Genomic DNA, 23,446 nt, shown 5'->3' on the forward strand with positions numbered 1-23,446 from the left:
CTCGATGGCACGATTCCGTACCGCCGCACTACCCTTGATCGCCGCGGCCGCACTGGCCGTCGCCGGCTGCACCAGCGGCACCCAGAGCACTGCCGACGCCGAGACGACCACCACCCCGGTGATCAATCCGCGACTGACGACCATGCCGCTGAGCCCCGAGCTGGACCACCTGCACGGTCTCCACGTCGATGCCGACGGAACAGTGCTCGCCGGAACGCATTCCGGCCTTCTCGCGCTCGCGCCGTCCGGGAACACCACGCGCATCGGCGCGTCCGACGACGACCTCATGGGACTCAGCGGCATCCCCGGAACCGACACACTCTTCTCGTCGGGTCATCCGGGGCCGTCGAGCGAAGCCCCCGACCCGCTCGGTCTCGCGCGGAGTACCGACGGCGGCGTGACGTGGGAGTCGCGCTCGCTCGTGGGCGAGGTCGATTTCCACGCCCTCGCGAGCGACGGCCGCATCCTGGTCGGTTTCGACACGTCGTCGGGCATCCAGGTCTCCGCGGACGAGGGCGCGACGTGGTCGCCGGGTGCGGCCATCGGGGCGTCGGCGCTGGCCGTCAACGCCGGCGGAATCTGGGCCGCCACCCCGGACGGGCCGCTGCTCAGCACCGACGGTGCACGCACGTTCGCGCCCACTCCCGGGGCGCCGCCGCTGGGACTGGTCTCGGCAGGCCGCGACGGTTCACTGTGGGGCATGGACGACGGCGGCAACGCGTGGCGCAGCCGAGACGGACGGGCCTGGGAGGAGTTCACTCGGGTCGGCGACGTCGAAGCCCTGACCGCCCTCGACTACGACACCGCATACGCGGCGACCGCGCAAGAGCTGCACACCCTGCGCTGACGGGCGTCGTCATGCCCCGTTGCGGGAGGGACGCCGGCCGCGGCGGGCGGGACCGAACAGAATCCGGGAGCACACCAACAGGACCCGTAGCGCTCGCACCTGCTCACCGCGGCAGGCCGGCACGCCCGATCACGGAACGTACGGTCGCGCAGGCGTCGGTCGTTGCTATCGCGGTTCGGGGTCGGTCCAGTAGGGCGGAATCGGACCGGCCGGCCCCTCGGCAGTCGTGGTGCCGTTGTCGCTCTGGTGGCACGGTGCCGACCAGGCGACGCGCACAGGGAGGCCGTCGGCGTAGTGGAAGGTGGCCCACACGAGAGTGTCCGGGCCGCCACCCACCGGCCCTCCGCAGCGGCGGGGATTCGCCGGGCCGGCGGCGGCGTTGAAGGCGTCCACGACAGCCGACAGTTCCGCACCGTCGATTCGACCCGACGCCGTCAGCGGCGGCGGGGTCGGGGTCGGGGTCTGTTCTCCGCCGGGCCTGTCGTAGCGGCACACCTCGGCGAACAGAGGGGTGTCCGGAACCATCTTCTCGGCCGTGCCGGGGCGTGCGGGACCGAACTCCCATACCGATCCGGACGAGCAATCCACCTGCGGTACCGCGGTTCGAGTCTCGAACGTCCGGATGTCGACGCTCGTCGCTGGTCGGTCGTCGTCGGTCGCGCACCCGGTCATTGCCAGCGCTATCGCCACACCCGCACACAGCACCGACGCCCTGTGGAGCTTCGTCACGACGCTGCTCACGACGCGGGGCTCACGACGAGCCACTCGACGATGCCGTCCACGTTCCAGAGGGCGCCCGGATTGTGGCGGGCCGCCGAATACGCCGCGGCCGCCTGGGCGCCCATGATCTCTCCGTGCTCGCCGGAGGGTGGGCTGGGCCCCAGGAACCCGGCGGGCTCCGGACCCGGCCAGGTAGGGAATTCATCAGCCGGATTGCCGATGTCGACCCGACCCGGTCGATCGACGGTTACCCGCTCCGGCAGAGCCGCAGTTGCCGCCGCCGCGGAATTGGCCGAGTCGTCAGAAGCTTCATAGCCTCCACTTCCGCAGCCCGCCCCTACGAGGGCAAGACCCGTTGCCGCCACACCCGCTACTGCACGTCGTCCCCGCACCGTTTCTCCCCCGCTGTCTACCCCCGGACAGGTCGACTGTGCCACAACGGCGGTCGACTGCCTCTGGTTCGCGGCGATCGCCGGGGACGCGCCGGCTGCGCGTCGGCACGGACGAACACCGCCTACGGCGTCGGGATCCCGTCGATGATCGACTGGACCACGGCGCCGTAGCGGCGGACGAGGTCTTCTGGCCCCAGCACATCGGCGGACAGGATTCCCACCGTCCGGATACCGCCGGCGAGGCCGAGCAGGACAGCGACGACCATCTGGGTGGGCAACTTGTCGGCGGAGGTGTCACCGATCTTGCCCGCGATCCCGCGGATGTAGCGCTCGCGCGCGTCGGCCTGCGCGGCCTTCCGATCCGGCGCCTCGTGGATCAACAGCGGCATCATCACCCACGGTTCGGACTCTTCGGCGTCACGTCGCTCGACGATGTTGCGCACCAGTCGATATCCCGGGGCCTCGTGCTCACAGAAGTGCGGGTCGTCGGCCACCGACGGCAGGGTCGGCGCCGCCGCCTTGTACAACTCGGCCTTGCTGCCCATCATCTTCATCACCATCGCCGGTGAGTAGCCGGCCAGTTCGGCGACGTCCTTGATCGTCGTGGCGGTGTAGCCGCGCTCGGAGAACAGCCGACGGGCGGCGTCGATGATGTTGTCGCGCGTGGACTTTCCGTTCACCGCACCCACCCTAGTCACGATGCGGTCTCCACCCGGGCCTCGGCTGCGGCCTCGACCACGGTCGACACACGCACCGTCCGGGGCATCCGCGGAATGAACCACGCGACCGCCGCGGCGAGCAGGGCCATCACACACGCCACCGCGAAGACCGTGCGGAAGGCGTCGAGCGTCGGCAGGTGCACGCCGGCGACGTCCATGGTCATCGCGGTCAGCAGCGCCGTGACGACGGCACTGGACGTCGACGTGCCGATCGAGCGGACCAGCGAGTTGAGCCCGTTCGACGCGGCCGTCTCGGTGATCGGCACGGACTGCATGATCAGGATGGGCATCGCCGAATACGTGATCGCCGTGCCGATGTTCACGACCATCGCCCCCAGGATGATCAGGGCGACGGAGCCGTTGAACGAGAACCGGATGACGTAGGCGGCCGCGAGGATGAGGGCGCCGGTGATGAGCGTCGTCCGGGCACCGAATCGCACGGTGATCTTCGCCGACAGTGGCGAGAAGACCACCATCGACATGCCCGCCGGCACCATGCACAGGCCGGCCGTGAGGACACTGAGCCCGAACCCGTAGCCCGTGCTCTCGGGCATCTGAAGTTGCTGTGTGGTGGCCAGCATGTTCGCGAACATCGCGAAGCCGACGATCATCGACGCGATGTTCGTCAACAGCACCGGACGTCGCGCGGACGTCCGCAGGTTCACCATCGGGTCGGTGACCCGCAGCTGGTACGGAATCCAGATTGCGAGCACGATCGCCGCGAGCGCGAAGCAGCCCAGTGCGCGGCCGCTGCCCCAGCCCCAGGCGCCGCCCTTGGAAATGCCGAGGAGCAGGCCGGTGAGCGCCACCGAGAGGATGACGGCGCCGACGATGTCGAACCGGCCGGGAGAGCGGACCTTGGATTCGGGGACGATGAACGCGACCGCCGCGAGCATCACGGCTCCCGCTGCCGCGGAGATCCAGAAGATCGCGTGCCAGCCCAGGTGCGGATAGATCACGCCGGCCAGCGGAAGCCCCAGCGCGCTGCCCATGCCGAGCGTCGCACTCATGAGCGCCGTCGCTGCGGGCACTTTCTCGCGAGGCAGTTCGTCCCGCAGGATTCCGATGCCGACCGCGATGAGCGACGACGCGAAGCCCTGCATGCCGCGGCCGATGAGCACCGTGACGAAGGTGCCGCCGATCGCGGCGAGCAGCGAACCGCTGACCATCACCGACATCGAGACCATCATCATGCGCTTCTTACCGACCATGTCGGCCAGGCGCGAAACGATCGGGGTGGCCACCGCCGCACTCAGCAGCGTGATCGTGACCAGCCAGAACGCGTTGTCGGCACTGACGTCCAGGATGTGACGCAGGTCCGGCAGCAACGGCACGACCAGTGTCTGCTGCAGCGAGACGAGGGTGCCGCACAGGCACAGCACCGCGGTCATCAGAGCGCTGGAGCGACGCGGCGACGCCTTCTCCCCGGGGAGCGCGGTGACGAGGGATCGTGCGGCCAATGGATCATCTCCGGACATGCGAGCCGGACGCCGGGGCCGCGGGAAGCGGCTCCGGAACGACCGGGGTGAATGAGCGTTCACCTTGGAGTGAACACCCATTCACCCCGCGGTGGCAAATCGCCGTCCCGCCACGAGGGAGATGTGATCGAGCCCTCAGCGCCGGGCGAACTCGCCGGCGTCGGCCCATCGCCGTCGCTCGTCGGCGAACGCGATCGCCTGCTTCGCCCGGAACGTCTCGATCGAGGCCGCATTGTCCGCGAGGAACCGTTCGTGCTCGGCCAACGAGAAGCTGCCGTCGGCGATCTCGATCCCACCGGATCCCCGGCCGGCCGCCAGATCGGCCCGCAGATCGAGCAGTTCGTCGGGTTCGACCGGGTACCACGAGATCCGGTCGAAGAAGCGCAGCAGCCACGGCGTCCCGTCCTCGAACGGCCCGGACACCTGCGGATGCCGGTGATTCCACACCTGCGTGGTGCGGCCGACGAACTGGTAGCCGCCCGGGCCCTCCATCCCGTAGATGCACAGGTAGGCGCCGCCGATGCCCACCGCGTTCTCCGGCGTCCAGGTCCGCGCCGGGTTGTACTTGGTCGTGACCAGCCGGTGCCGCGGATCGAGCGGTGTGGCGACCGGCGCCCCCAGGTACACGTCGCCGAGGCCGAGGACCAGGTAGTCGGCGCCGAAGACGGTGTCGAACACGTCGTTCACCGAGTCGAGGCCGTTCATGCGTCGGATGAACTCGATGTTCCACGGACACCAGGGCGCATCCGCGCGCACACCGTGCATGTACCGCGCGATCGCCTCGCGGGTCGCGGGGTCGTCCCACGACAGCGGCATCCGGACGGTGCGGCTCGGGACCACCAGCTCGTTGGCGGCGGGGATCTGCTCCTCGGCCTCCGCCAGCAGGCCGAGGAGCGAGGTAACCGGCAGCACGTCCGGATCGACCCGCACCTGCAGCGACCGGATCCCCGGCGTCAGGTCGAGCAGGCCCGCCGGTCGCTCGGCCTCGAGCCGCCGGTGCAGCGCGTGCACCCGCGCCCGCAGCGCCAGGTCGAGCGCCAGGTCGCCGTACTCGACGAGGACGTTGTCGTCTCCCGAACGGCGGTAGGTGACCGCGGTGTCGCCATCGCGGCGGGCGAGCACACCGTCGTCGCCGTCTCCTCCGGTGGAGAGCACCGCGGGCATGCCGGCCCGGCGGCCGAGCCCGAGGTCCCGCCGCGACGCGGCCCGGTCGGCGCGGACCGGGACGAAGCGCACGGTGTTGCCGGGCGCGAGCTGGCCGAGCTTCCAGCGGTCGGCGGCGACCACCGTGACCGGGCAGACGAAGCCGCCGAGGCTGGGCCCGTCGGGGCCGAGCAGGATCGGGGTGTCGCCCGTGAAGTCCAGAGCACCGATCGAGTACGCGTTGTCGTGGATGTTCGACGGATGCAGCCCGGCCTCGCCGCCGGCGGGCCGAGCCCAGTCGGGCTGCGGGCCGATCAGCCGTACCCCGGTGCGGTCGGAGTTGAAGTGCACCTCGTAGTCGGTGCGGTACAGCGTGTCGATGTCGGCGCGGGTGAAGAACTCCGGCGCGCCGTGCGGCCCCTCGGTCACGGCGATCTCCCACCTCTGTGACAGCGCCGGCACCGCATCGGCCGGGACCGCCGCCGGTGCCGACACCGGCGCATCGCCGAGGGCCAGGACGTCGCCCTCGCGCAACGTCCGACCGTCGAGCCCGCCGAAGCGCCCCAGTGTGAAGGTGGAAGCGCTACCGAAGAATTCGGGGACGTCGAGGCCACCGGCGATCAGGACGTAGACGCGCAGTCCCGGTCCGGACACGGCGCCGACGTCGAGCACTCCCCCGGCCGGCACGAGCACCGGCCGCCACTGCGGGACGCGCGCGCCGTCGACGGACACGGTGGTCGGCGCACCCGTGACGCACACGTGCGTGGGTTCGTCGAACCGCAGCGCCGGGCCGGCCATCACGGCCTCGAAACCCGCCGCGCCCTCAGCGTTTCCGAGCGCGACGTTGCCGAGACGGAACGACAGGTCGTCCATCGGGCCCGATGGCGGCACCCCGATCTGCCAGTACCCGGTCCGGCCCGGGTAGTCCTGGACCGTGGTGCCCATTCCGGGTCGCAGCACCGTGCACTTGGCAGTCATGGCCGCACCTCCTGCGGTCGAGTGACGATCATGCGGACGGCCGTGGGATCGAAGCCGTTGCAGGGGTTGTTGATCTGAGGGCAGTTCGAGACCAGCACCAGCGCGTCGACGTCGGCGCGCAGCGCCAGGCGCTTTCCCGGCGCGGACAGGCCGTCGACGATGCCGAGCGCGCCGTCCGGGTCGACGGGGACATTCATGAAGAAGTTGATGTTCGAGACCAGGTCACGTTTGCCCAGCCCCCAGCGGGCGCCCTCGATCAGGAAGTTCTCGACGCACGCGTGCTGGTGCTTGGTGTGGTGGCCGTAGCGCAGGGTGTTCGACTCCTGTGAGCAGGCGCCGCCGACCGTGTCGTGGTTGCCCACCTCGTCGGCGACGATCGTCATGAGCGGGCTTCCGTCGTCGTCACGCAGCACGCTGTCGGTGGTGAGGAACAGGTTGCGCCCGCCGACGACCGTGGCCGCCGCCGAGTAGCGCCGGGAGTGATCTCCGGCCGCGTAGATCAGGGTGTCGACCGCCTGGTTGCCGTGCAGGTCGACGATGGTGAGGACATCGCCCGCGGCGACGACCGCCGACCACGGTCCGCGCGGGGCGACGGTTTCGTCGAGGACGACCTCTCCCGGCACGAGGGCCAGGTCGGCGGCGGAGAGCAGGGTGGTCATCGTGCGTCCTTTCCATCGGAATCGGCGGCGCCGTGCAGCGCAGTCCAGGCGTCCTCGGTGTTGAGGACCGCACGCCGGTATTCGGGGTCGTCGTTCGGGAGTGCGGCGAGGTCGCTGGGAGCGGACCAGGCGAGGATCTCGACTGCGGTGGTGGCGAACTCCGGCGCGGGATCGAGGGGGTGCGCAGTGTTGGCGACCAGCACGATCACCGGCAGATGCAGCAGCAGGTCGACGTGCGCCCCGGCACCCGCCGTTCCGGTACCGGCGAGGGCGCCGTCCGGCCCGACGCGCACGCCGTGGAAGAACGACAGCGACGGCGGCAGATCCCGCGGAGCCAGATCGTGTTTGGCGGCGGCGACCGTGAACAGCTCGCGTCCGGCGGGCGACGCCGAATGCAGGGCGCCGGCACCGTACTTCGCCACGTTCGCCGCCACGCTCGTGGTGCCGCACAGCGCGTCGTGGTGTCCCGAGGTGTCGGCGACGACGGTGGCGAGGACGCGGCCGGCGTCGGAGAGCAGCGGATGCCCGGCACCGAGGTAGGCCTGCCACGGAACCTTGACGGTGTCGGCGACGTTGAGCCGCTCCCAGGGGGCGTCGGCGCGGAAGAGCAGGACGTGGGCGCATGCGTTGCCGTCGAGGTCCCGCAGCCGGATCCGGGTGCCTCGGGCGAGCACCCTGGACGCGTATCGGCCGCCGGGAACCGTCTCGGCCCACACGAGCCGATCCGCGCGGACCCCCTCCGGCGGGGTCGGCCAGGCCGAGGCGGGCAGGACCGGCATCGCGTCGGTGCTCGTCCCGGCCTGCGCACGGGCGTGCGCGCGGGCGGTGGCGGTGGTGGACGTGTCGTCGACGAGGTCGACGAGGTCGACGAGATCGGGTGTAATCACTTCAGGCTCCGATCGTGACGGGGTTGGGGACTCGGTCGCTGCGCGAGGTGCCCCGCGACGAGTAACAGGCGGCGCCGGCGAGTACCACGGCGAGTACCGCCAGCGGGGCGGCCCACTGCAGAATCGGGTACGCCCCTGTGGGGTTGAAGATCTCGGCGCGCGGCCAGGACAGGTTGACGACCATGAGGGCGCCGTAGGCGACGGCGGCGATGTTGACGGGAATCGCGAACACGCCCAGCGAGAACAGCTTTCGGCCGTCGGAGTCGACGTCGGGTCCGCCCAGCGGGCGCCCCGACAGGCGGCGCACGAGCATCGGCACCGTCACCATGAGGTACGCGAGGTAGATCAGGACGATGCACACGCTCGAGAGCGTCGCGAAGATCGCGGAGTTGCCGACGTTCACGGCCAGCACGGCGATGCACAGCAGTCCGATCAGCACGCTCGGGGCGATCGGAGTTCCCGTGCGGGGATTGACCTTCGCGAGCACGTCGCTGGCGGGCAGCTTGCCGTCGCGCGCCATTCCGAACATCAGCCGGGACGCGGCGGTCTGGATCGCGAGGGTGCACACGAACACCGCGATCGCGACGTCCACCAGCAGCAGCGTCCCCCACGGCGAACTCAGGATCGAGGTCAGCACGTACGGCAGGCCCTCGGTGGCCAGGCGCCCGTCGGTGAGGCTCGGGGCAGCCATCAGCGCGCCGACGATCATCAGGCCACCGCCGAGCGCCGACACGGACAGCGCGAGGCGGATCGTCCGCGGCGCGACCCGACGCGGATTGTGCGTCTCCTCGGCCAGCTCGCCCGCCGAGCCGAAGCCGACCATTACGTACGCGGCCATCAGGCCCGACACGATCCAGGCCCAGATGTATCCGGGCTGCGAGCCGGCGACACCGGTGTCGAAGACGACGTCCGGGCCTCGCTGAGCGTGGGTGAAGAACATTCCGATCACGGCGACGACCCCGACGATCTCGCACGTCACGCCGATACTGTTGATGCGCGACATCCAGTTCACGCCGATGCAGTTGATCGTGGTCGTGAGCACCAGGAGGATCGAGCCCAGCAGGACCGCGTTGGCAGCGCCGTCCGGCGAGGTGAGAGCGGGATCGTCGCCGATCAATTGGAAGCCGCTCCAGATCGACGGCAGCACCACCTGCAACGCGATCGCGGCGGCGGCCGCGGTAACGATCTGCGCGATGATCATGAACCAGCCCGCGAACCAGCCGGCGAGCGCGCCGCCGAGGCGCCGGGCCCACTGGTAGATCGCACCGGAGATCGGATAGCGCGCCGCCATCTCGGCGAAGCACAACGCGACCGTGAACTGGCCGAGGAACACCACGGGCCAGGTCCAGAAGAACGCCGGTCCGGCGAAGCCGAAGCCCAGCCCGAACAGCTGGAAGATCGTCGTGAGAATCGAGACGAACGAGAAGCCGGCCGCGAAGGACCCGAACTTCCCGAGGGAGCGGTGCAACTGCTGCTCGTAGCCGAACTCGGCCAGGTCGCCCCGGTCGCTCGACGCTGTCGTCACGGTGGCTGTCATGAACCCTCCTGCGAGAGACGGAAAGCGTCACCTCCCCGGAAATCCCGGGTACCGGTTTCTGTCACTCGACAGTTTTCGGGCCGGAACGACGCGCACGATGTCACGCAGGTTGCGATCGTGGGTCGCGACAGGCTATTTCCGTTGCCGACGCGTGTCCCCGGTTACGGACCGGTGTCCGGTCGCTCACAATCGCAGGTCAGGACCACGAAACGCTGTGCAGCACTTTCCTGTAAGGATGGAGCCATGACGACGACCGGCGCCGGACGGCCACGACTGAAGACGCGTACGCGGCCGGGCGCGACCGCGCGAGACGAGATCCTCGACGCCGCGGCCGAACTGTTCACGACGCGCGGATTCACCGGCACCTCGACGCGGATGATCGCCGACGCCGTCGGCATCCGGCAGGCGTCGATGTATCACCACTTCGCGACCAAGGACGACATCCTCGCCGCCCTGCTGCTCGACACCGTCACCGCTCCCCTGGCGTGCGCGGAGGCGCTGGAACGGGACTGCCGCGACCCCGTCGTCCGCCTCTACGCACTGACCCTGTTCGACGCCGCGCAACTCGCCGAGTCGCGCTGGAATCTCGGCGCCCTCTATCTGCTACCCGAGGTGACGACGGACCGCTTCGCCGAATTCCGCTCGCTCCGTATCGAACTCATGGCGCTGTACACCGAGTTCGCTCTCGAGGCGATCGCGGTGATCGGTGATCCGGATGTGGGACCCGAGGCTGCGTCGCTGCCGTTCCGGCTCGTGGAGGCGACGATCAATGCACGATCGGATGCCGCCGTCGACCGGTCCGACGCCCCGGCGCAGGCGCCGGCTCCCGACCTCGTGGCGGACTCGGTCCTGCGAGTGCTGGGCCGTTCCGGGCCGGCAACCGAGGTCAGAGCCGTCGCACGCGCGGAACTCGACCGGCTCACAGGGAGTTGTCCACAGCCCCGGCGGTGAGGACCGTCCACGGGTCGGCCGGTCGGTTACAGTGTGACCCGAGTCGAACGATGGGGGGTCATCATGGACGGGTTTTCTGCTGTGCCCGATGAGATTCGGGTGTACGGGGACGTCGCGGCGGGGGCCGCGACACACATCGCGACCGCGGGCGGGTTGGACCTCGCGGCGAACGTCGCGGCACTGACACCGGTTTTCGGCGCGATCGGCGCCGATTTCCTGGCTACCTTCGCGGCCACGCAGACCGCACACGCGCGGTCGGTCGCCGCTCTCGCGAACCATTACGCGGGCACCGGGGCGGTCGCCCACGCGATCGCCGACGCGTACGACGTGACCGACCACGCCACCGGACGCGTCCTGGGCGACGCCCGCAGCGCTCTGGGGGACGACGCATGACGACGACGCCCGAGCCGACCGCGGATCCGGCCCAGCCGACCGTGCTGGACCTGTTGCAGGCCTCACCCGTCGGACCGGTCCTGGACATGCCGGTTCCGCAGACGCCGATGGAGGCGCTCGCCGCGTCGCCGCTCGGTCCGGTGCTGAACACGCCGTTCACGGACATCGCCGCGGGGGCGCTGCCGCCGCTTCCCGCGCTTCCGCCACTTCCCGAACTGCCGCCGCTACCACCGTTGCCCGGTATCGATCAGTTGCTGCAGCCGGTGGCCGACCTCGCGAGCGCGTTCGGCACCGGATCGTTCGGCGGCTTCGATCCCACCGTGCTGTTGCGACAGTCGTCGTCGGTCGTCGACACGGCGCTGTCGATGGGCGCCTCCGGTCTGCGCGCCCTGGACGGCGCGTGGGAGGGACCGGCGGCGCTCGCCGCGCAGTCCCAGGGAGAGCAGGTCCGGATCACCGGCGAGCAGCTCAGCGAGCGCGGCAACGCGATCGCGTCCGTCACGCAGGACGCCGCCGCCACGGTCTCGCGCGGCAACGCCCAGCTCGTCGCGGTCGCCGAGTCGTTCGTGGCGACCGCTGTCGCCGCGGCGCCGGTGGCACTCACTCCCCCGGGCCAGACGATGCTCCTGGCCGCGGCGGCCGATCATCTGCAACGCGCGCTCTCGGTGGTCGCCGCGACCCGCGCCGAACTGGCCGGCCACCAGTCCGCGATGACTGCGCTGGGCGCCGAGATCCCGGTCCCCACACCTCCGGCGCCCGCGGCGGGCCTGCTGGCAGCGGGTGGGCAGTCACCCATCGCGATCGCGGGGTCGGTGCTCGAGTCCGTCGGCAGGACACTCGTCGAATCGTCCGGACAGCAAGGGGATTCGCTTCCGGCGCGGACCCATTCCGCGAGCGTCACGTCCGTTTCGGGGCGGGAGTTCGCGCCCACCGCATCCTCGTTCGGCGGAGGGGCCGGTGCATCCGGCGGCGCCGGCGGCGGGTTCGTGCCCGGCTTCGTCGCGGGCGGCGCTGGCGGTGTGGGGACCCTGGCCGGATCGGCGGGCCGTGGACCGTCGGCCGCGCAGCCCGCGGCGGTCGCCCCGCCGACCACCGCGAGCCCCGACACGGGCGTCCGCGCGTCATCCGGCAACCCCACGGCTCCCGGCTACGCGCCGACCGGAATGGGATCACAGCCGCGCGGCGCCTACGACGACACGGTGCACCGCAGTGGAACCGGCCTCCTGGCCACCGCCGCACCGAGCGACGAGGTCGTCGGCGAGCTGCCCATGGTCGCACCCGCCGTGATCGGCAGCGTCGAGTTCGACGAGCTCACCGGGTTCGACGAACTCGAAAGCGACGACCCGGCCGTGGGCTGACGTCCGGCGCGCTCGGTCCCCGTCGTCATCGGTCCCCGTCGTCAGACGAGGCCGAGCGCGCGGACGGCGTCGCGTTCCTGCGCGAGCTCGGCCACCGACAGGTCGATCCTCGCGCGGGAGAAATCGTCGATGTCGAGATTCGGCACGATCCGGAACTCACCATCGGCGCAGGTGACGGGGAACGAGCTGATCAGCCCCTCCGGAACGCCGTAGGAACCGTCGGAGCACACCGCCATCGACACCCAGTCGCCGTCGGACGTGCCGGCGGTCCAGTCGCGCACGTGGTCGATCGCCGCGCTCGCGGCGCTCGCCGCGGACGACGAACCGCGCGCCTCGATGATCGCGGATCCGCGCTGCTGGACTGTCGGGATGAAGGTGTCCTCGATCCACGTCCGGTCCGAGACCGCGTCCTCGGCGGGCTTGTTGCCGACGAAAGCGTGAGACAGGTCCGGGTACTGGGTTGCCGAGTGGTTACCCCACACCGTCATCCGCCGGATCGACGCGGCGGGCTCTCCGGTCCGGTGCGCCAACTGCGCGATGGCCCGATTGTGATCGAGCCGGGTCAGCGCGCTGAACCGGGTGCGCGGCACGCCGGGCGCGTTGTTCATCGCGATGAGCGCGTTGGTGTTCGCGGGGTTGCCCACGACGAGGACCTTGACGTCGTCGGCGGCCGCGGCCTCGATGGCCCGCCCCTGCGTGGTGAAGATCGCGCCGTTGGCGGCGAGCAGGTCGCCCCGCTCCATGCCCTGCGTGCGGGGCCGGGCGCCCACCAGCATCGCGACGCTCGCGCCGTCGAATCCGATCGTCGGATCGTCGGTGATCTCCACGTCGCTCAGCAGCGGGAACGCGCCGTCCTCGAGTTCCATCGCGACGCCCTCCGCGGCGCGGACGGCCGCCGGGATCTCGAGCAAGCGCAGCCGGACGGGGGCGTCGGGGCCGAGCATGTCACCCGCGGCGATCCGGAACAGCAGACCGTAGGCGATCTGGCCGGATGCACCGGTGACGGTGACCGTGACGGGCGCCTGGTCGGCAGGTGCAGTGTGCATACCGCCTCCTCGAATCGAAGTCGTAGCCTCCACCGTAGGCATGAATTCGACCGCAGGAGAATGGGATCGGTCACATACCACGACCATCTCGGATCGTGCAGTCCGTCACACCTGGACGAGCTTCGCCAGATCGCTGCGGTGACTGAGCGCCAGCTTCTCGCATGCGCGATAGATGTGGCCCTCGACGGTGCGCACCGACAGCACCAAGCGACGGGCGATGTCCTTGTTCGACAGTCCCCGGCCCACCAGCACCGCGACCTCGCGTTCGCGGTCGGTCAGCGGAAGCGGGCGGGCGGCCTTCGCCAGCGCCGGCGTGGTGGCCCCGTCGCAGCGCGACGCAAGCCAGTGCGCCTTGGCCGCGGACGTCAGCTCGCCGCGCCGATCGCTGGACCGCGAGTAGGCCGTCGCCGCCTGCGCGTAGGTGTCGGCGGCCGCCAGCAGCGTCCCGCTGCGTTCGAACTCGGCCGCGAGCGCATCGAGCGACGGGCCGTCGGCCTTCGCGAGCGCCTGGGCCCGCGCCGCCGCGACCCGGGCGAACGGACCGTCCACGACAGCGGCGAGTTGGTCGAGCCGGCTCACGGTCGAGTAGTCGCCGAACGTCGTCGCGACGTCGAGCGCGATCGCCTCGACGGCGTACTGTCCCGACTGTGCCGCGAGCTCTGCGGCACGCCGGGCCGCGTGCACGGCCGCCGACACCTCCCCCGCCGAACCCGCCACCCAGGCCCGCGCGATGTCGATCAACGGGTCGAAGAACGCGAGTTCGGGGCCGGAGTTGCGTTCCGCGATCGCGAGCGCGGCCGCCGCGTCGGCGCCCCTGCCCTGCGCGGCCCGCACCTGGCACAGGCTCACGGCGGCCAGCAGCATCCACTCGGAGCGGGTCTCGCGGTCGAGCACCGCGAGCGCCTCGGTCAAGTGCTCGGCGGCGTCGTCCAGTCGTCCGCCGGTCAGTTCGACGACGCCGGACGCCACATCGGCCAGCGCCGCACTGTTCGGTTGACCTGCCGCCATCTCCCGGTAGCGCGCCGCCGTCGACTCCGCCACCGACAGCCGCCCGACGAGCGTCAGCGCGAGCACCTCGAAGTAGCCGATGTGGAAACGCAGCAGGCCGTCGCCGTGGGAGATCGCCTCCCACGCGGACGCCGCGAGCGCGCCCACCTCGAGGCCGCGCCCCGACACCGTCAGCGCGGCCACCCCGGCGAAGACACCGCTCGCACGGGCCCACGGGTGCGCTTCCGGCGCCGCCTCCACCTGCCGGGCCAGGGCAATTGCCGTCCCCAGGTCTCGGTCGTAGAGGTGCAGCACTGCGTCCAGGGCCACGACCGACACCGCCAGCATCGGGTCGGTGATCCGATCGCGTTCACGCCGGAAGAGAGTCACCGCTTCCTGGGGCCTGCCGGCCTCGAGATAGAGGCTCGCGACTCGGGTCAGCAACCATCGCGCGACGTCGTACTCGCACAGTTCGTCCGGATCGACGGCCGCGAAGACCTCCTCGGCCTCGTCGCCCTTGCCCTGCCACATCAGCGCGCGCCCGAGCGCGAACGACGCGTCGAAACCGCCTCCGCGGAGCACGGCGGCCCCGGCCAGGCGGGCACCGAGTTCCAGGCTCGCCATCGCGATCGCGTCCTCTGCGCCGCGCACCAGCAGTTCGGGGTCGGGTTCGACACCCGACTCCACGGCCAGCTCCGCGATCCGCATCGACGTGACGACGCCCGGGTCCGGCGATTCGCGCAGCACCTCCACCAGCCGCCGCTTGATCCGCTGCGCGGCGAGCACTCCCGCCCGGTCGCGGATCACCTCGCCGAACAGCGGATGGGCCAGCCGCACGACATGGGCGTTGCCGACGTTCCTCATGCGGACCAGATCCAGGCGCTCGGCCTCCTCGATCGACCGGCGGCTGACGAGTTCACTGAGTACCTCGAGCTCGAGCGGCTCGCAGAACGCCAGGTAGTCAACGACGTCGAGCGCGTCGCGCGGGGTGCGGGCGAACCGCGACTCGAGCAGCGACGCCAGCGCCGCGGACACTCCCGGCCGGCCCCGCAACTGCCAGACCCCGCCGGACCGGCGCAGCGTGCCGCCGTCGAGCGCGCCCTCCACGAGGTGTCGCAGGAACAGCGGGTTTCCCTCCGACGCATCCCAGATGGCGTCCGCACTGAACCGCTCGACCGGGGCACCGAGCACCTGGTGCAGTTCCTCGTCCATCTCCTCACGGGTGAACGGCTTCACCACGAACGGGGTGAGCAGACCGTCCTTCCACAGCGCCTCGATCGCCGACGGGACCGGGGCGCCGCTGCGGACGGTGACGACGAGTCGCACGTCCCGGCCCACGGCCAGTTGGTGCACGAGGCCCGCGGAGAACTCGTCGAGCAGATGCGCGTCGTCGACACCGACGATGGCGGCGCCGCCGTCCGGGGCCGCCCCGTCCTCGGCCAGCACGTCCCGGACCGCCCGGAGAGCGACCACCGGGTCACGCGATGTGGTTCGGGCCAGGTGCGGCGCGAACGCCCCGAGGGGAATGCTCTGGGTGGACTCGGTGCCGACGATCCAGCGAGCCTCGCCGGTCAGCGAACCCACGAGTTCTCGGGCCATCGTCGTCTTGCCGACACCCGCGGTACCGACCAGCACCACTCCGCACGACCTTCCGTCGCGGAGCAGTTCCTGCGCGCCCTCAAACGCAGCCCTGCGGTCCAGGACGGGCCAGAGACCGACCATGCTTCGAACGATAATCCTGTCGGCGGGCCCGGCGCATCGAACCGAGCAACCCGCAATCAGGGAGTTACTGCACGGTCGGTCCGGTTCGACCGCATTCGGCGCGGATCAGCTGGACAACCCCGCCACTTCCTCGTCGGTCAGGGTCGTCTGTGGCACCCGCCCCGCGTCGCGGACCAGGGCGACGGCGCGGTACAGCGGCCGTTCCTCGAGGCCCGCGCCGCGCGCCTCCGCCCGCAACTGGTCGATCAGCAGCGACGCCGCCCCGGCCGCGGGGGCCACCTCGCTCGCCGACAGCGCGTCGGCGAGCTTGCGCAGGCCGAGCACGTCGAGTTCCCGGCCGCCGTCGGCGGTGTAGAGCGCGAGCGGGACGGTGCGGACGACCCGCCCGTCACCGATCCGGACAGCGACCTGGCTGATCCGGGCGGCGCGCACCACGAACTCGACGCTCACCGCCTGCGCGACGTCGACCCGCTTCTCGATCAGCCCGTTGGAGGCGTGGATCGTCGTCCCGGCCAGCCAGATTCGACGCCGCGTGGCCAGCAGTGCCGACACCGCGGTGGGCAACGCGATCACCGCTGCGACCACGAGCGCGACCAGTGGCGCTGCGAAGAACGCCACCACGGCGCCCACCACGATCCCGATGAGGACTGCGATGAGCGCGACCCTGCGCATGCGTGGTGCGAGCATCGCCGCCGGGATCAGGTCGAGGGAGAACTCCTCCCCCGCCCGCCCGTCAGGCGTCGGCAAGAATCGAACCGATCTGCGCGACAACACCTTCCATCGACACCGACGTCTGCTCGCCGTTGCTGAGGTCCTTGACCGCGACGGTGCCGGCCGCAAGGTCCTCGTCGCCGAGGACCAGCGCCAGGCGGGCGCCGGAACGGTCCGCCGCCTTCATCGAGCCCTTGACGCCGCGGTCGCCGTACACCATGTCGACGCGGATACCCGCGGCACGCAGCCCGTGGGCGATCTTCACCATCTCGGACTTCGCGGCCGAGCCCAACGGCACCCCGAAGACCTCGCACCGGGCCGGACTGCCGGCGGACTTCCCCTCGGCCGCGAGCGCGAGGATCGTCCGATCGACACCCAGGCCGAAGCCGATGCCCGACAGCGGCTGCCCACCCAGCTGCGCCATCAAACCGTCGTAGCGTCCGCCGCCGCCGATGCCGGACTGGGCGCCCAGGCCGTCGTGGACGAACTCGAACGTCGTCTTGGTGTAGTAGTCGAGGCCGCGGACCATGCGCGGGTTGACGACGTACGGCACCCCGAGCGCGTCGAGATGCGCGAGGACCTGGTCGAAGTGCGCCTTGGCACTCTCCGACAGATGGTCGAGCATGAGCGGCGCGTCGGCCGTCATCTCCTTGACGTGCGGACGCTTGTCGTCGAGCACACGCAGCGGGTTGATCTCCGCGCGGCGACGGGTGTCCTCGTCCAGATCGAGCCCGAACAGGAACTCCTGCAGGCGCTCCCGGTACTGCGGACGGCAGGTGTCGTCGCCGAGCGAGGTGATCTCGAGGCGGAAACCGTCCAGTCCCAGGCCGCGGAAGCCCGCGTCGGCGATCGCGATCACCTCGGCGTCGAGTGCGGGGTCGTCGACGCCGATCGCCTCGACACCGACCTGCTGCAGCTGCCGGTAGCGGCCCGCCTGCGGCCGCTCGTAGCGGAAGAAGGGCCCGGCGTAGCTGAGCTTGACCGGAAGCTGTCCGCGGTCGAGACCGTGCTCGATCACCGCACGCATCACGCCGGCCGTGCCCTCGGGACGCAGCGTCACCGAACGGTCGCCGCGGTCGGCGAACGTGTACATCTCCTTCGAGACGACGTCGGTGGACTCCCCGACGCCGCGGGCGAACAGCCCGGTGTCCTCGAAGATCGGGAGCTCGATGTGTCCATAGCCCGCCAGCCGGGCGGCGCGGGTCAGTCCGTCGCGCACGGCGACGAACTCCGCGGACTGCGGCGGTACGTAGTCGGGAACGCCCTTGGGCGCCGAGAAGCTGCTGAGGCCTGACTTACTCACGGTGCTTACTTTTCCTTACTGGGAGGCGGTCAGTCCAACGAGGAACGGGTTGGCCGCGCGTTCCTGGCCGATCGAGCTCGAGCCCCCGTGCCCGGGCAGGATCGCGGTGGTGTCGTCGAGCACCAACAACTTCCGCGCGATCGACTGCAGCAACTGGTCGTGGTTGCCGCCGGGCAGGTCGCTGCGGCCGATCGAACCCTGGAACAGCGTGTCGCCGGTCAGCGCCACCTGGAGCGGACCGTCCTCGGTCTCGATCTCGGTGCGGAACACCACCGAACCCTGTGTGTGACCGGGCGTGTGGTCGACGACGAAGTCGATTCCGGCGACGGTCAACTCGTCACCGTCGGCGATCTCGATCACCTCGCCGGGTTCCCGGAACTCGACGCCCGCGATCATCTGGCTCATCGACGACCCGATACCGCGCGCCGGATCGGTGAGCATGTACCGGTCTTCCGGATGGATGTACGCCGGGATTCCGTAGTGCTCGCACACCGGATGCACCGACCACGTGTGGTCGAGGTGACCGTGCGTGAGCAGCACCGCCTTGGGGTCGAGTTCCGACTGCGCGAGAAACTGCATCAGCGGCTCGGCCGCGTCCTGGCCCGGATCGACGACGACACACTCCCCGGAGTCGTCGTGCGCGAGAATGTAACAGTTGGTCTGGAACATTCCGGCGGGGAATCCGGTGACGAGCACGGCGACAACTCCTAGAGTACGGGGCGGTTAACGGGGTCGAACGGGGTCCGGAGTGGATCAGTACAGCCTAGGCCGTCGCCCCGCCAGGATCCTCTCAGGTTGAGGTGGCAGACTCGCGCATGTCCCATGTGCGGTGACGGGCACCACGGGAGATTTCCGAACAAACCGAACGAGATGTACGGGAGGACGACTGCAGTGCCGAGCAATCAGCAGCGCCGTGAGGCTGCGAAACGAAAGCTGGAACGCCAGCTCGAACGGCGTGCCGAACGCGCACGGAAGCGCAAGCAGATGACGATCGCCGGGTCGATCGTCGGTGCCATCGTCGTGGTCGCGGTCGGCGCCGTCGTCGTCACGCTGTCCGGCAAGGACGACAACTCGACGGAGAACACCGCCGCGTCCGAGACGCCCAGCGCCGCTGCGATGCCCGCGGGACGCGCCGAGCCGCTGCCCGATCTCGTCAACTGCGCCTACACCCCGGCCGAGGCGGCCGCGAAGCCGAACACCCCGCCGCGCGCCGAGGGAATCCCGACGACGCCCGCGACGGTCAGTGCGAGCATGGAGACGACGCAGGGCCCCATCGGGCTGACGCTGAACAACGCCGAGTCCCCCTGCACCGTCAACAGTTTCGTCAGCCTCGCCCAGCAGGGCTACTTCGACGCCACCACCTGCCACCGCCTCACCACCAGCGATTCGCTGAAGGTGCTGCAGTGCGGTGACCCGACCGGCACCGGCACCGGCGGACCGGGCTACCAGTTCGCCAACGAGTTCCCCACCGATCAGTACGCGCCGGACGACCTCGCCGCACAGACGCCCGTCACCTACAAGCGCGGCACCATCGCGATGGCCAACGCCGGTGCGGGCACCAACGGCAGCCAGTTCTTCCTCGTCTACGGCGACTCGACGCTGCCGCCGCAGTACACGGTCTTCGGCACGATCGACGAGACCGGGCTCGCGACTGTCGACAAGATCGCCGCGGCGGGCGCCGAAGGCGGCGGCGCCGACGGCAAACCCGCCACTCCTGTCGACATCACGAGCGTGAGGTTGGATTGATGAAGCGCACGGCATTCGCGGCGGCCGGACTCGGCCTCGCCCTCCTCCTGACCGCCTGCGGTAGCGACGACGGCAACTCGTCCGACACCGCCGGCTCGACGAGTTCGTCGAGCATGTGGACCACCCCCGAGGCCCCGAAGATCGACCTGTCGCAGTACCCGGCGCTGCCCGCGCCGTCGGCACCGGCGGCACCGACCGTCGACTGCACGTACCCGGCGGCCGGCGCGGCCGCGAAGGACGTGCAGCCGCCGAACGGGACCGGTGTGTCCACGGCGGGCACCGTCGGCGTCGCATTGACCACCGGGCAGGGCCCGATCGGCATGACGCTCGACCGCGGCGAGGCGCCGTGCAGCGTCAACAGCATCGTCAGTCTCACCGAGCAGGGCTACTTCGACAACACGCCCTGCCACCGGATCTCCACTGCCCCCGGCCTCGGCATGCTCCAGTGCGGTGACCCCAGCGGTCGCGGAAACGGTGGACCCGGCTACCGGTATGCCAACGAGTACCCGACCAACCAGTTCGCGGCGAACGACCCGGCGCTGAACAACCCCGTCGTGTACCCGCGCGGCACCGTCGCGATGGCCAACGCCGGCGTCGATACCAACGGCAGCCAGTTCTTCCTGGTGTTCGAGGACTCGCTGCTCCAGCCGAACTACACCGTGGTCGGCACCATCTCTGACGAGGGCCTCGCGACCCTGGACAAGATCGCGGCGGCGGGCGTCGACGGCTCGACCGCCCCGAGCGACGGTGCACCGACCGACACGGTCACCATCGCGACCGCCAAGGTCGCCTGACCCCCCGACAGCTGAAGGGTCCCTTCGTGCGCGTGGAGCGCGCGAAGGGACCCTTCAACTTTGTGTCAGCTCCGTGTCCGAGGCTTCCTAGGCCGCCGAGGTGACCCGGTAGACGTCGTAGACGCCCTCGACGTTGCGGACCACGTTGAGCACGTGACCCAGGTGCTTCGGGTCGCCCATCTCGAACGTGAACTTGCTGACGGCGACCCGGTCACCGGACGTGGTGACCGAGGCCGACAGGATGTTGACCTTCTCGTCCGCGAGCGCCTTCGTGACGTCCGACAGCAGCCGGTGTCGGTCGAGCGCCTCGATCTGGATCGCGACGAGGAACAGCGACGTCGGCGACGGCGCCCACTCGACGTCGATGATCCGCTCCGACTGCTCGCGCAGCGACGTCGCGTTGGTGCAGTCCGTGCGGTGCACGCTGACAGCGCCGCCGCGGGTCACGAACCCCATGATCTCGTCGCCCGGGACCGGGGTGCAGCACTTGGCGAGCTTCGCGACGGTGCCCGGAGCACCCGGCACCAGCACACCGACGTCTCCGGACGTCCGGGACCGGGTCGGGATGGTCGACGGCGTCGACCGCTCCGCCAGTTCCTCCTCGACGGCGGTCTCGCCACCGAGGTGCGCCACGAGCCGTTGCACGACGTGCTGTGCGGACACGTTGTGCTCGCCCACCGCGGTGTACAGCGCCGAGACGTCCGTGTATCGCAGCTCGTGGGCCAACGCGGTCATCGCCTCGGCATTGAGCAAGCGCTGCAACGGAAGTCCGCCGCGGCGCACCTCACGGGCGATCGCGTCCTTGCCGGCCTCGAGTGCCTCCTCGCGGCGCTCCTTCGCGAACCACTGCCGGATCTTCGCCTTCGCGCGCGGCGACACCACGAACGTCTGCCAGTCGCGGCTCGGCCCGGCGTTGGGAGCCTTCGACGTGAAGACCTCGACGACCTCACCGTTCTCGAGCGTCCGCTCGAGCGCCACCAGCCGGCCGTTGACCCGGGCGCCGATACACCGGTGCCCCACCTCTGTGTGCACGGCGTACGCGAAGTCCACCGGGGTGGACCCCGCCGGCAGCGTCACAACGTCACCCTTGGGCGTGAAGACGAAGATCTCCTTGACGGCCAGGTCGTAGCGCAGCGACTCCAGGAACTCGCCCGGGTCCGCCGCCTCGCGCTGCCAGTCGAGCAACTGGCGCATCCACGCCATGTCGTCGACCTCGGCGATGTCGTTGGAGTGCCGGCCCTTGGTCTCCTTGTACCGCCAGTGCGCGGCGATGCCGAACTCCGCAGTGCGGTGCATGTCCCGTGTTCGGATCTGCACCTCGAGCGGCTTGCCCTCGGGGCCGATCACCGTCGTGTGCAACGACTGGTACACGCCGTACCGCGGCTGCGCGATGTAGTCCTTGAACCGGCCCGCCATCGGCTGCCACAGCGAGTGCACCACGCCGACGGCGGCATAGCAGTCCCGGATCTCGTCGCACAGGATCCGGACACCGACCAGGTCGTGGATGTCGTCGAAGTCGCGGCCCTTGACGATCATCTTCTGATAGATCGACCAGTAGTGCTTGGGCCGGCCCTCGACCACCGCGTTGATCCGCGACGCCGACAGCGTCGCGTTGATCTCCGCCCGCACCTTCGCCAGGTACGTGTCGCGCGACGGCGCCCGGTCGGCGACCAGACGCACGATCTCCTCGTACTTCTTCGGATGCAGAATCGCGAACGCGAGGTCCTCGAGCTCCCACTTCACCGTCGCCATGCCGAGGCGATGTGCCAGCGGCGCAATCACTTCCAACGTCTCGCGGGCCTTGCGGGCCTGCTTCTCCGGCGGGAGGAAGCGCATCGTGCGCATGTTGTGCAGACGATCGGCGACCTTGATCACCAGCACACGGGGGTCGCGCGCCATCGCGATGATCATCTTGCGGATGGTCTCGCCCTCGGCCGCCGAACCGAGCACGACCTTGTCCAGCTTGGTGACGCCGTCGACGAGGTGCGCCACCTCGTCGCCGAACTCCGCCGTCAGCTCCTCGAGCGAGTACCCGGTGTCCTCGACCGTGTCGTGCAGCAACGCCGCCACCAGGGTGGTGGTGTCCATCCCCAACTCGGCGAGGATGTTGGCCACCGCCAGCGGGTGCGTGATGTACGGATCGCCGGACTTGCGGAACTGCGTCGCATGCCGCTGCTCGGCGACGTCGTACGCGCGCTGCAGCAGCGAGAAATCGGCCTTGGGATACAACTCGCGGTGGACCGCGACGAGCGGCTCGAGCACGGGCCGGATCGGCGCGTTGCGCTGCCCGGTGATGCGGCGAGCCAACCGCGCCCGCACGCGCCGCGACGCCGACGTCGGCACCGGCGCGCTCTTCTCGGCGGGGGTCGCCCCGTCGGTATTCGTGGCATCAGTGTTCTGGGAACGATCAAGATGCTGGGTCATGCCGTCACCTCCTGCCACCGCGCTGTCACGGCCACTCGGAACCTGGCGGCACTGCTACACCACCAGGCACAACTGTAGTCCTCAGACTCTGACCAGCGACGTCAGCGGGTACCGGTCGAACCGCCCCCGCCCGCCCAACTCCTCGATCTCGAGGACCACGGCCACACCGATCACCTCGGCGCCCGCCCGTGCCAGCAGCTCCGCGGCCGCGAGCAGCGTGCCGCCGGTGGCCAGGACGTCGTCGATCACGAACACACGACGCCCCTTCAGATCGGGCGCGTCGCACGGGATCTCCAACGTCGCCGCGCCGTACTCGAGCGAGTAGCTCTCGGAGTGCACCGGAGGCGGTAGCTTGCCGGCCTTGCGGACCGCCAGGACACCACACCCCAGTTCCATCGCGACGCCGCCACCGAGCAGGAAGCCGCGGGCGTCGACGCCCGCAACCAGATCCGCACCGGCGCCGGCCACCGCGAGGCCCTCGATGACCGACCGGTACCCCGGGCCGTCCGCGAACACCGGCGTGAGGTCCGCGAAGCGGACACCGGCGGTCGGGAAGTCGTCGCACCAGCGGGTCAGACGGGTGACCGCGTCACCCGCACGCTCGAGCGCCGAGGCGAGTTCCGGGGACGTGGCTTCGGGTGCATCCATCTG

General features: G+C 70.3%; 20 protein-coding genes. 6 read left to right on the plus strand and 14 right to left on the minus strand.

Annotated elements, in window-relative coordinates:
• The first annotated feature begins 4 nt into the window (after positions 1–4).
• Complete coding sequence (locus tag ABEU20_RS19780) at positions 5–847, plus strand: F510_1955 family glycosylhydrolase (RefSeq protein ID WP_420166078.1); 843 nt, start codon at positions 5–7, stop codon at positions 845–847.
• A gap of 165 nt (positions 848–1,012) precedes the next feature.
• Here ABEU20_RS19780 and ABEU20_RS19785 read toward each other — a convergent pair whose 3' ends face one another.
• The 7 genes from ABEU20_RS19785 to ABEU20_RS19815 all read right to left on the minus strand — a co-directional run bounded on the left by ABEU20_RS19785 (position 1,013) and on the right by ABEU20_RS19815 (position 9,360).
• Positions 1,013–1,576: a hypothetical protein gene (locus tag ABEU20_RS19785; RefSeq protein ID WP_420166079.1), complete on the minus strand. Its 564-nt coding sequence runs from the start codon at positions 1,574–1,576 to the stop codon at positions 1,013–1,015.
• Between the two features lie 505 nt (positions 1,577–2,081).
• On the minus strand, positions 2,082–2,639 hold the full coding sequence (locus ABEU20_RS19790) for a TetR/AcrR family transcriptional regulator (RefSeq protein ID WP_420166080.1): 558 nt from the start codon (positions 2,637–2,639) through the stop codon (positions 2,082–2,084).
• Between the two features lie 14 nt (positions 2,640–2,653).
• A complete protein-coding gene (locus ABEU20_RS19795; protein ID WP_420166081.1) occupies positions 2,654–4,138 on the minus strand; it encodes an MFS transporter in 1,485 nt (494 codons plus the stop codon).
• Positions 4,139–4,291: 153 nt separating this feature from the next.
• The gene (locus ABEU20_RS19800) at positions 4,292–6,277 is read right to left on the minus strand and encodes a 5-oxoprolinase/urea amidolyase family protein (RefSeq protein WP_420166082.1); all 1,986 of its coding nucleotides are present in this window, start codon (positions 6,275–6,277) and stop codon (positions 4,292–4,294) included.
• On the minus strand, positions 6,274–6,936 hold the full coding sequence (locus tag ABEU20_RS19805) for an urea amidolyase associated protein UAAP2 (protein ID WP_420166083.1): 663 nt from the start codon (positions 6,934–6,936) through the stop codon (positions 6,274–6,276). Before ABEU20_RS19805 ends, ABEU20_RS19800 begins: the two co-directional genes overlap by 4 nt.
• On the minus strand, positions 6,933–7,820 hold the full coding sequence (locus ABEU20_RS19810; RefSeq protein WP_420166272.1) for an urea amidolyase associated protein UAAP1: 888 nt from the start codon (positions 7,818–7,820) through the stop codon (positions 6,933–6,935). Before ABEU20_RS19810 ends, ABEU20_RS19805 begins: the two co-directional genes overlap by 4 nt.
• A gap of 4 nt (positions 7,821–7,824) precedes the next feature.
• The gene (locus tag ABEU20_RS19815; RefSeq protein WP_420166084.1) at positions 7,825–9,360 is read right to left on the minus strand and encodes an amino acid permease; all 1,536 of its coding nucleotides are present in this window, start codon (positions 9,358–9,360) and stop codon (positions 7,825–7,827) included.
• A gap of 243 nt (positions 9,361–9,603) precedes the next feature.
• Here ABEU20_RS19815 and ABEU20_RS19820 point away from each other — a divergent pair, with 243 nt between their 5' ends.
• From ABEU20_RS19820 to ABEU20_RS19830, 3 genes are all read left to right on the plus strand, one after another.
• A complete protein-coding gene (locus tag ABEU20_RS19820) occupies positions 9,604–10,311 on the plus strand; it encodes a TetR/AcrR family transcriptional regulator (RefSeq protein ID WP_420166085.1) in 708 nt (235 codons plus the stop codon).
• A gap of 81 nt (positions 10,312–10,392) precedes the next feature.
• Positions 10,393–10,704, plus strand: a complete 312-nt coding sequence (locus ABEU20_RS19825) for a type VII secretion target (RefSeq protein WP_420166086.1) — start codon at positions 10,393–10,395, stop codon at positions 10,702–10,704.
• Complete coding sequence (locus ABEU20_RS19830) at positions 10,701–12,062, plus strand: hypothetical protein (protein ID WP_420166087.1); 1,362 nt, start codon at positions 10,701–10,703, stop codon at positions 12,060–12,062. Before ABEU20_RS19825 ends, ABEU20_RS19830 begins: the two co-directional genes overlap by 4 nt.
• A gap of 41 nt (positions 12,063–12,103) precedes the next feature.
• Here the strand turns inward: ABEU20_RS19830 and ABEU20_RS19835 are convergent, their stop codons facing one another.
• From ABEU20_RS19835 to ABEU20_RS19855, 5 genes are all read right to left on the minus strand, one after another.
• A complete protein-coding gene (locus ABEU20_RS19835) occupies positions 12,104–13,108 on the minus strand; it encodes a malate dehydrogenase (RefSeq protein WP_420166088.1) in 1,005 nt (334 codons plus the stop codon).
• 105 nt (positions 13,109–13,213) lie between these two features.
• A complete protein-coding gene (locus ABEU20_RS19840) occupies positions 13,214–15,817 on the minus strand; it encodes a helix-turn-helix transcriptional regulator (protein WP_420166089.1) in 2,604 nt (867 codons plus the stop codon).
• Positions 15,818–15,922: 105 nt separating this feature from the next.
• Positions 15,923–16,504 carry a hypothetical protein gene (locus ABEU20_RS19845; RefSeq protein WP_420166273.1) on the minus strand — a complete coding sequence of 194 codons (582 nt, stop codon included), beginning with the start codon at positions 16,502–16,504 and terminating at the stop codon, positions 15,923–15,925.
• Positions 16,505–16,550: 46 nt separating this feature from the next.
• Positions 16,551–17,831: a histidine--tRNA ligase gene (gene hisS, locus ABEU20_RS19850; RefSeq protein WP_420166090.1), complete on the minus strand. Its 1,281-nt coding sequence runs from the start codon at positions 17,829–17,831 to the stop codon at positions 16,551–16,553.
• 15 nt (positions 17,832–17,846) lie between these two features.
• Entirely contained in the window at positions 17,847–18,527 is a 681-nt protein-coding gene (locus ABEU20_RS19855; protein WP_420166091.1) for an MBL fold metallo-hydrolase, read from the minus strand.
• 195 nt (positions 18,528–18,722) lie between these two features.
• Between ABEU20_RS19855 and ABEU20_RS19860 the strand changes: the two genes are divergently transcribed.
• Both ABEU20_RS19860 and ABEU20_RS19865 read left to right on the plus strand, forming a co-directional pair.
• Positions 18,723–19,577 (plus strand): peptidylprolyl isomerase, encoded by an 855-nt coding sequence (locus ABEU20_RS19860; RefSeq protein ID WP_420166092.1) that lies wholly within the window; start codon positions 18,723–18,725, stop codon positions 19,575–19,577.
• Positions 19,577–20,371: a peptidylprolyl isomerase gene (locus ABEU20_RS19865; RefSeq protein ID WP_420166093.1), complete on the plus strand. Its 795-nt coding sequence runs from the start codon at positions 19,577–19,579 to the stop codon at positions 20,369–20,371. The genes ABEU20_RS19860 and ABEU20_RS19865 overlap by 1 nt, the downstream gene beginning before the upstream one ends.
• 87 nt (positions 20,372–20,458) lie before the next feature.
• On the opposite strand, the gene ABEU20_RS19870 is transcribed toward ABEU20_RS19865, so the two are convergent.
• On the minus strand, positions 20,459–22,795 hold the full coding sequence (locus ABEU20_RS19870) for a RelA/SpoT family protein (RefSeq protein ID WP_420166094.1): 2,337 nt from the start codon (positions 22,793–22,795) through the stop codon (positions 20,459–20,461).
• A gap of 81 nt (positions 22,796–22,876) precedes the next feature.
• On the minus strand, positions 22,877–23,443 hold the full coding sequence (locus ABEU20_RS19875) for an adenine phosphoribosyltransferase (protein WP_420166095.1): 567 nt from the start codon (positions 23,441–23,443) through the stop codon (positions 22,877–22,879).
• Positions 23,444–23,446 lie beyond the last annotated feature (3 nt).

The organism is Rhodococcus parequi (assembly GCF_046042785.1).
Taxonomy (GTDB): domain Bacteria; phylum Actinomycetota; class Actinomycetes; order Mycobacteriales; family Mycobacteriaceae; genus Prescottella; species Prescottella parequi.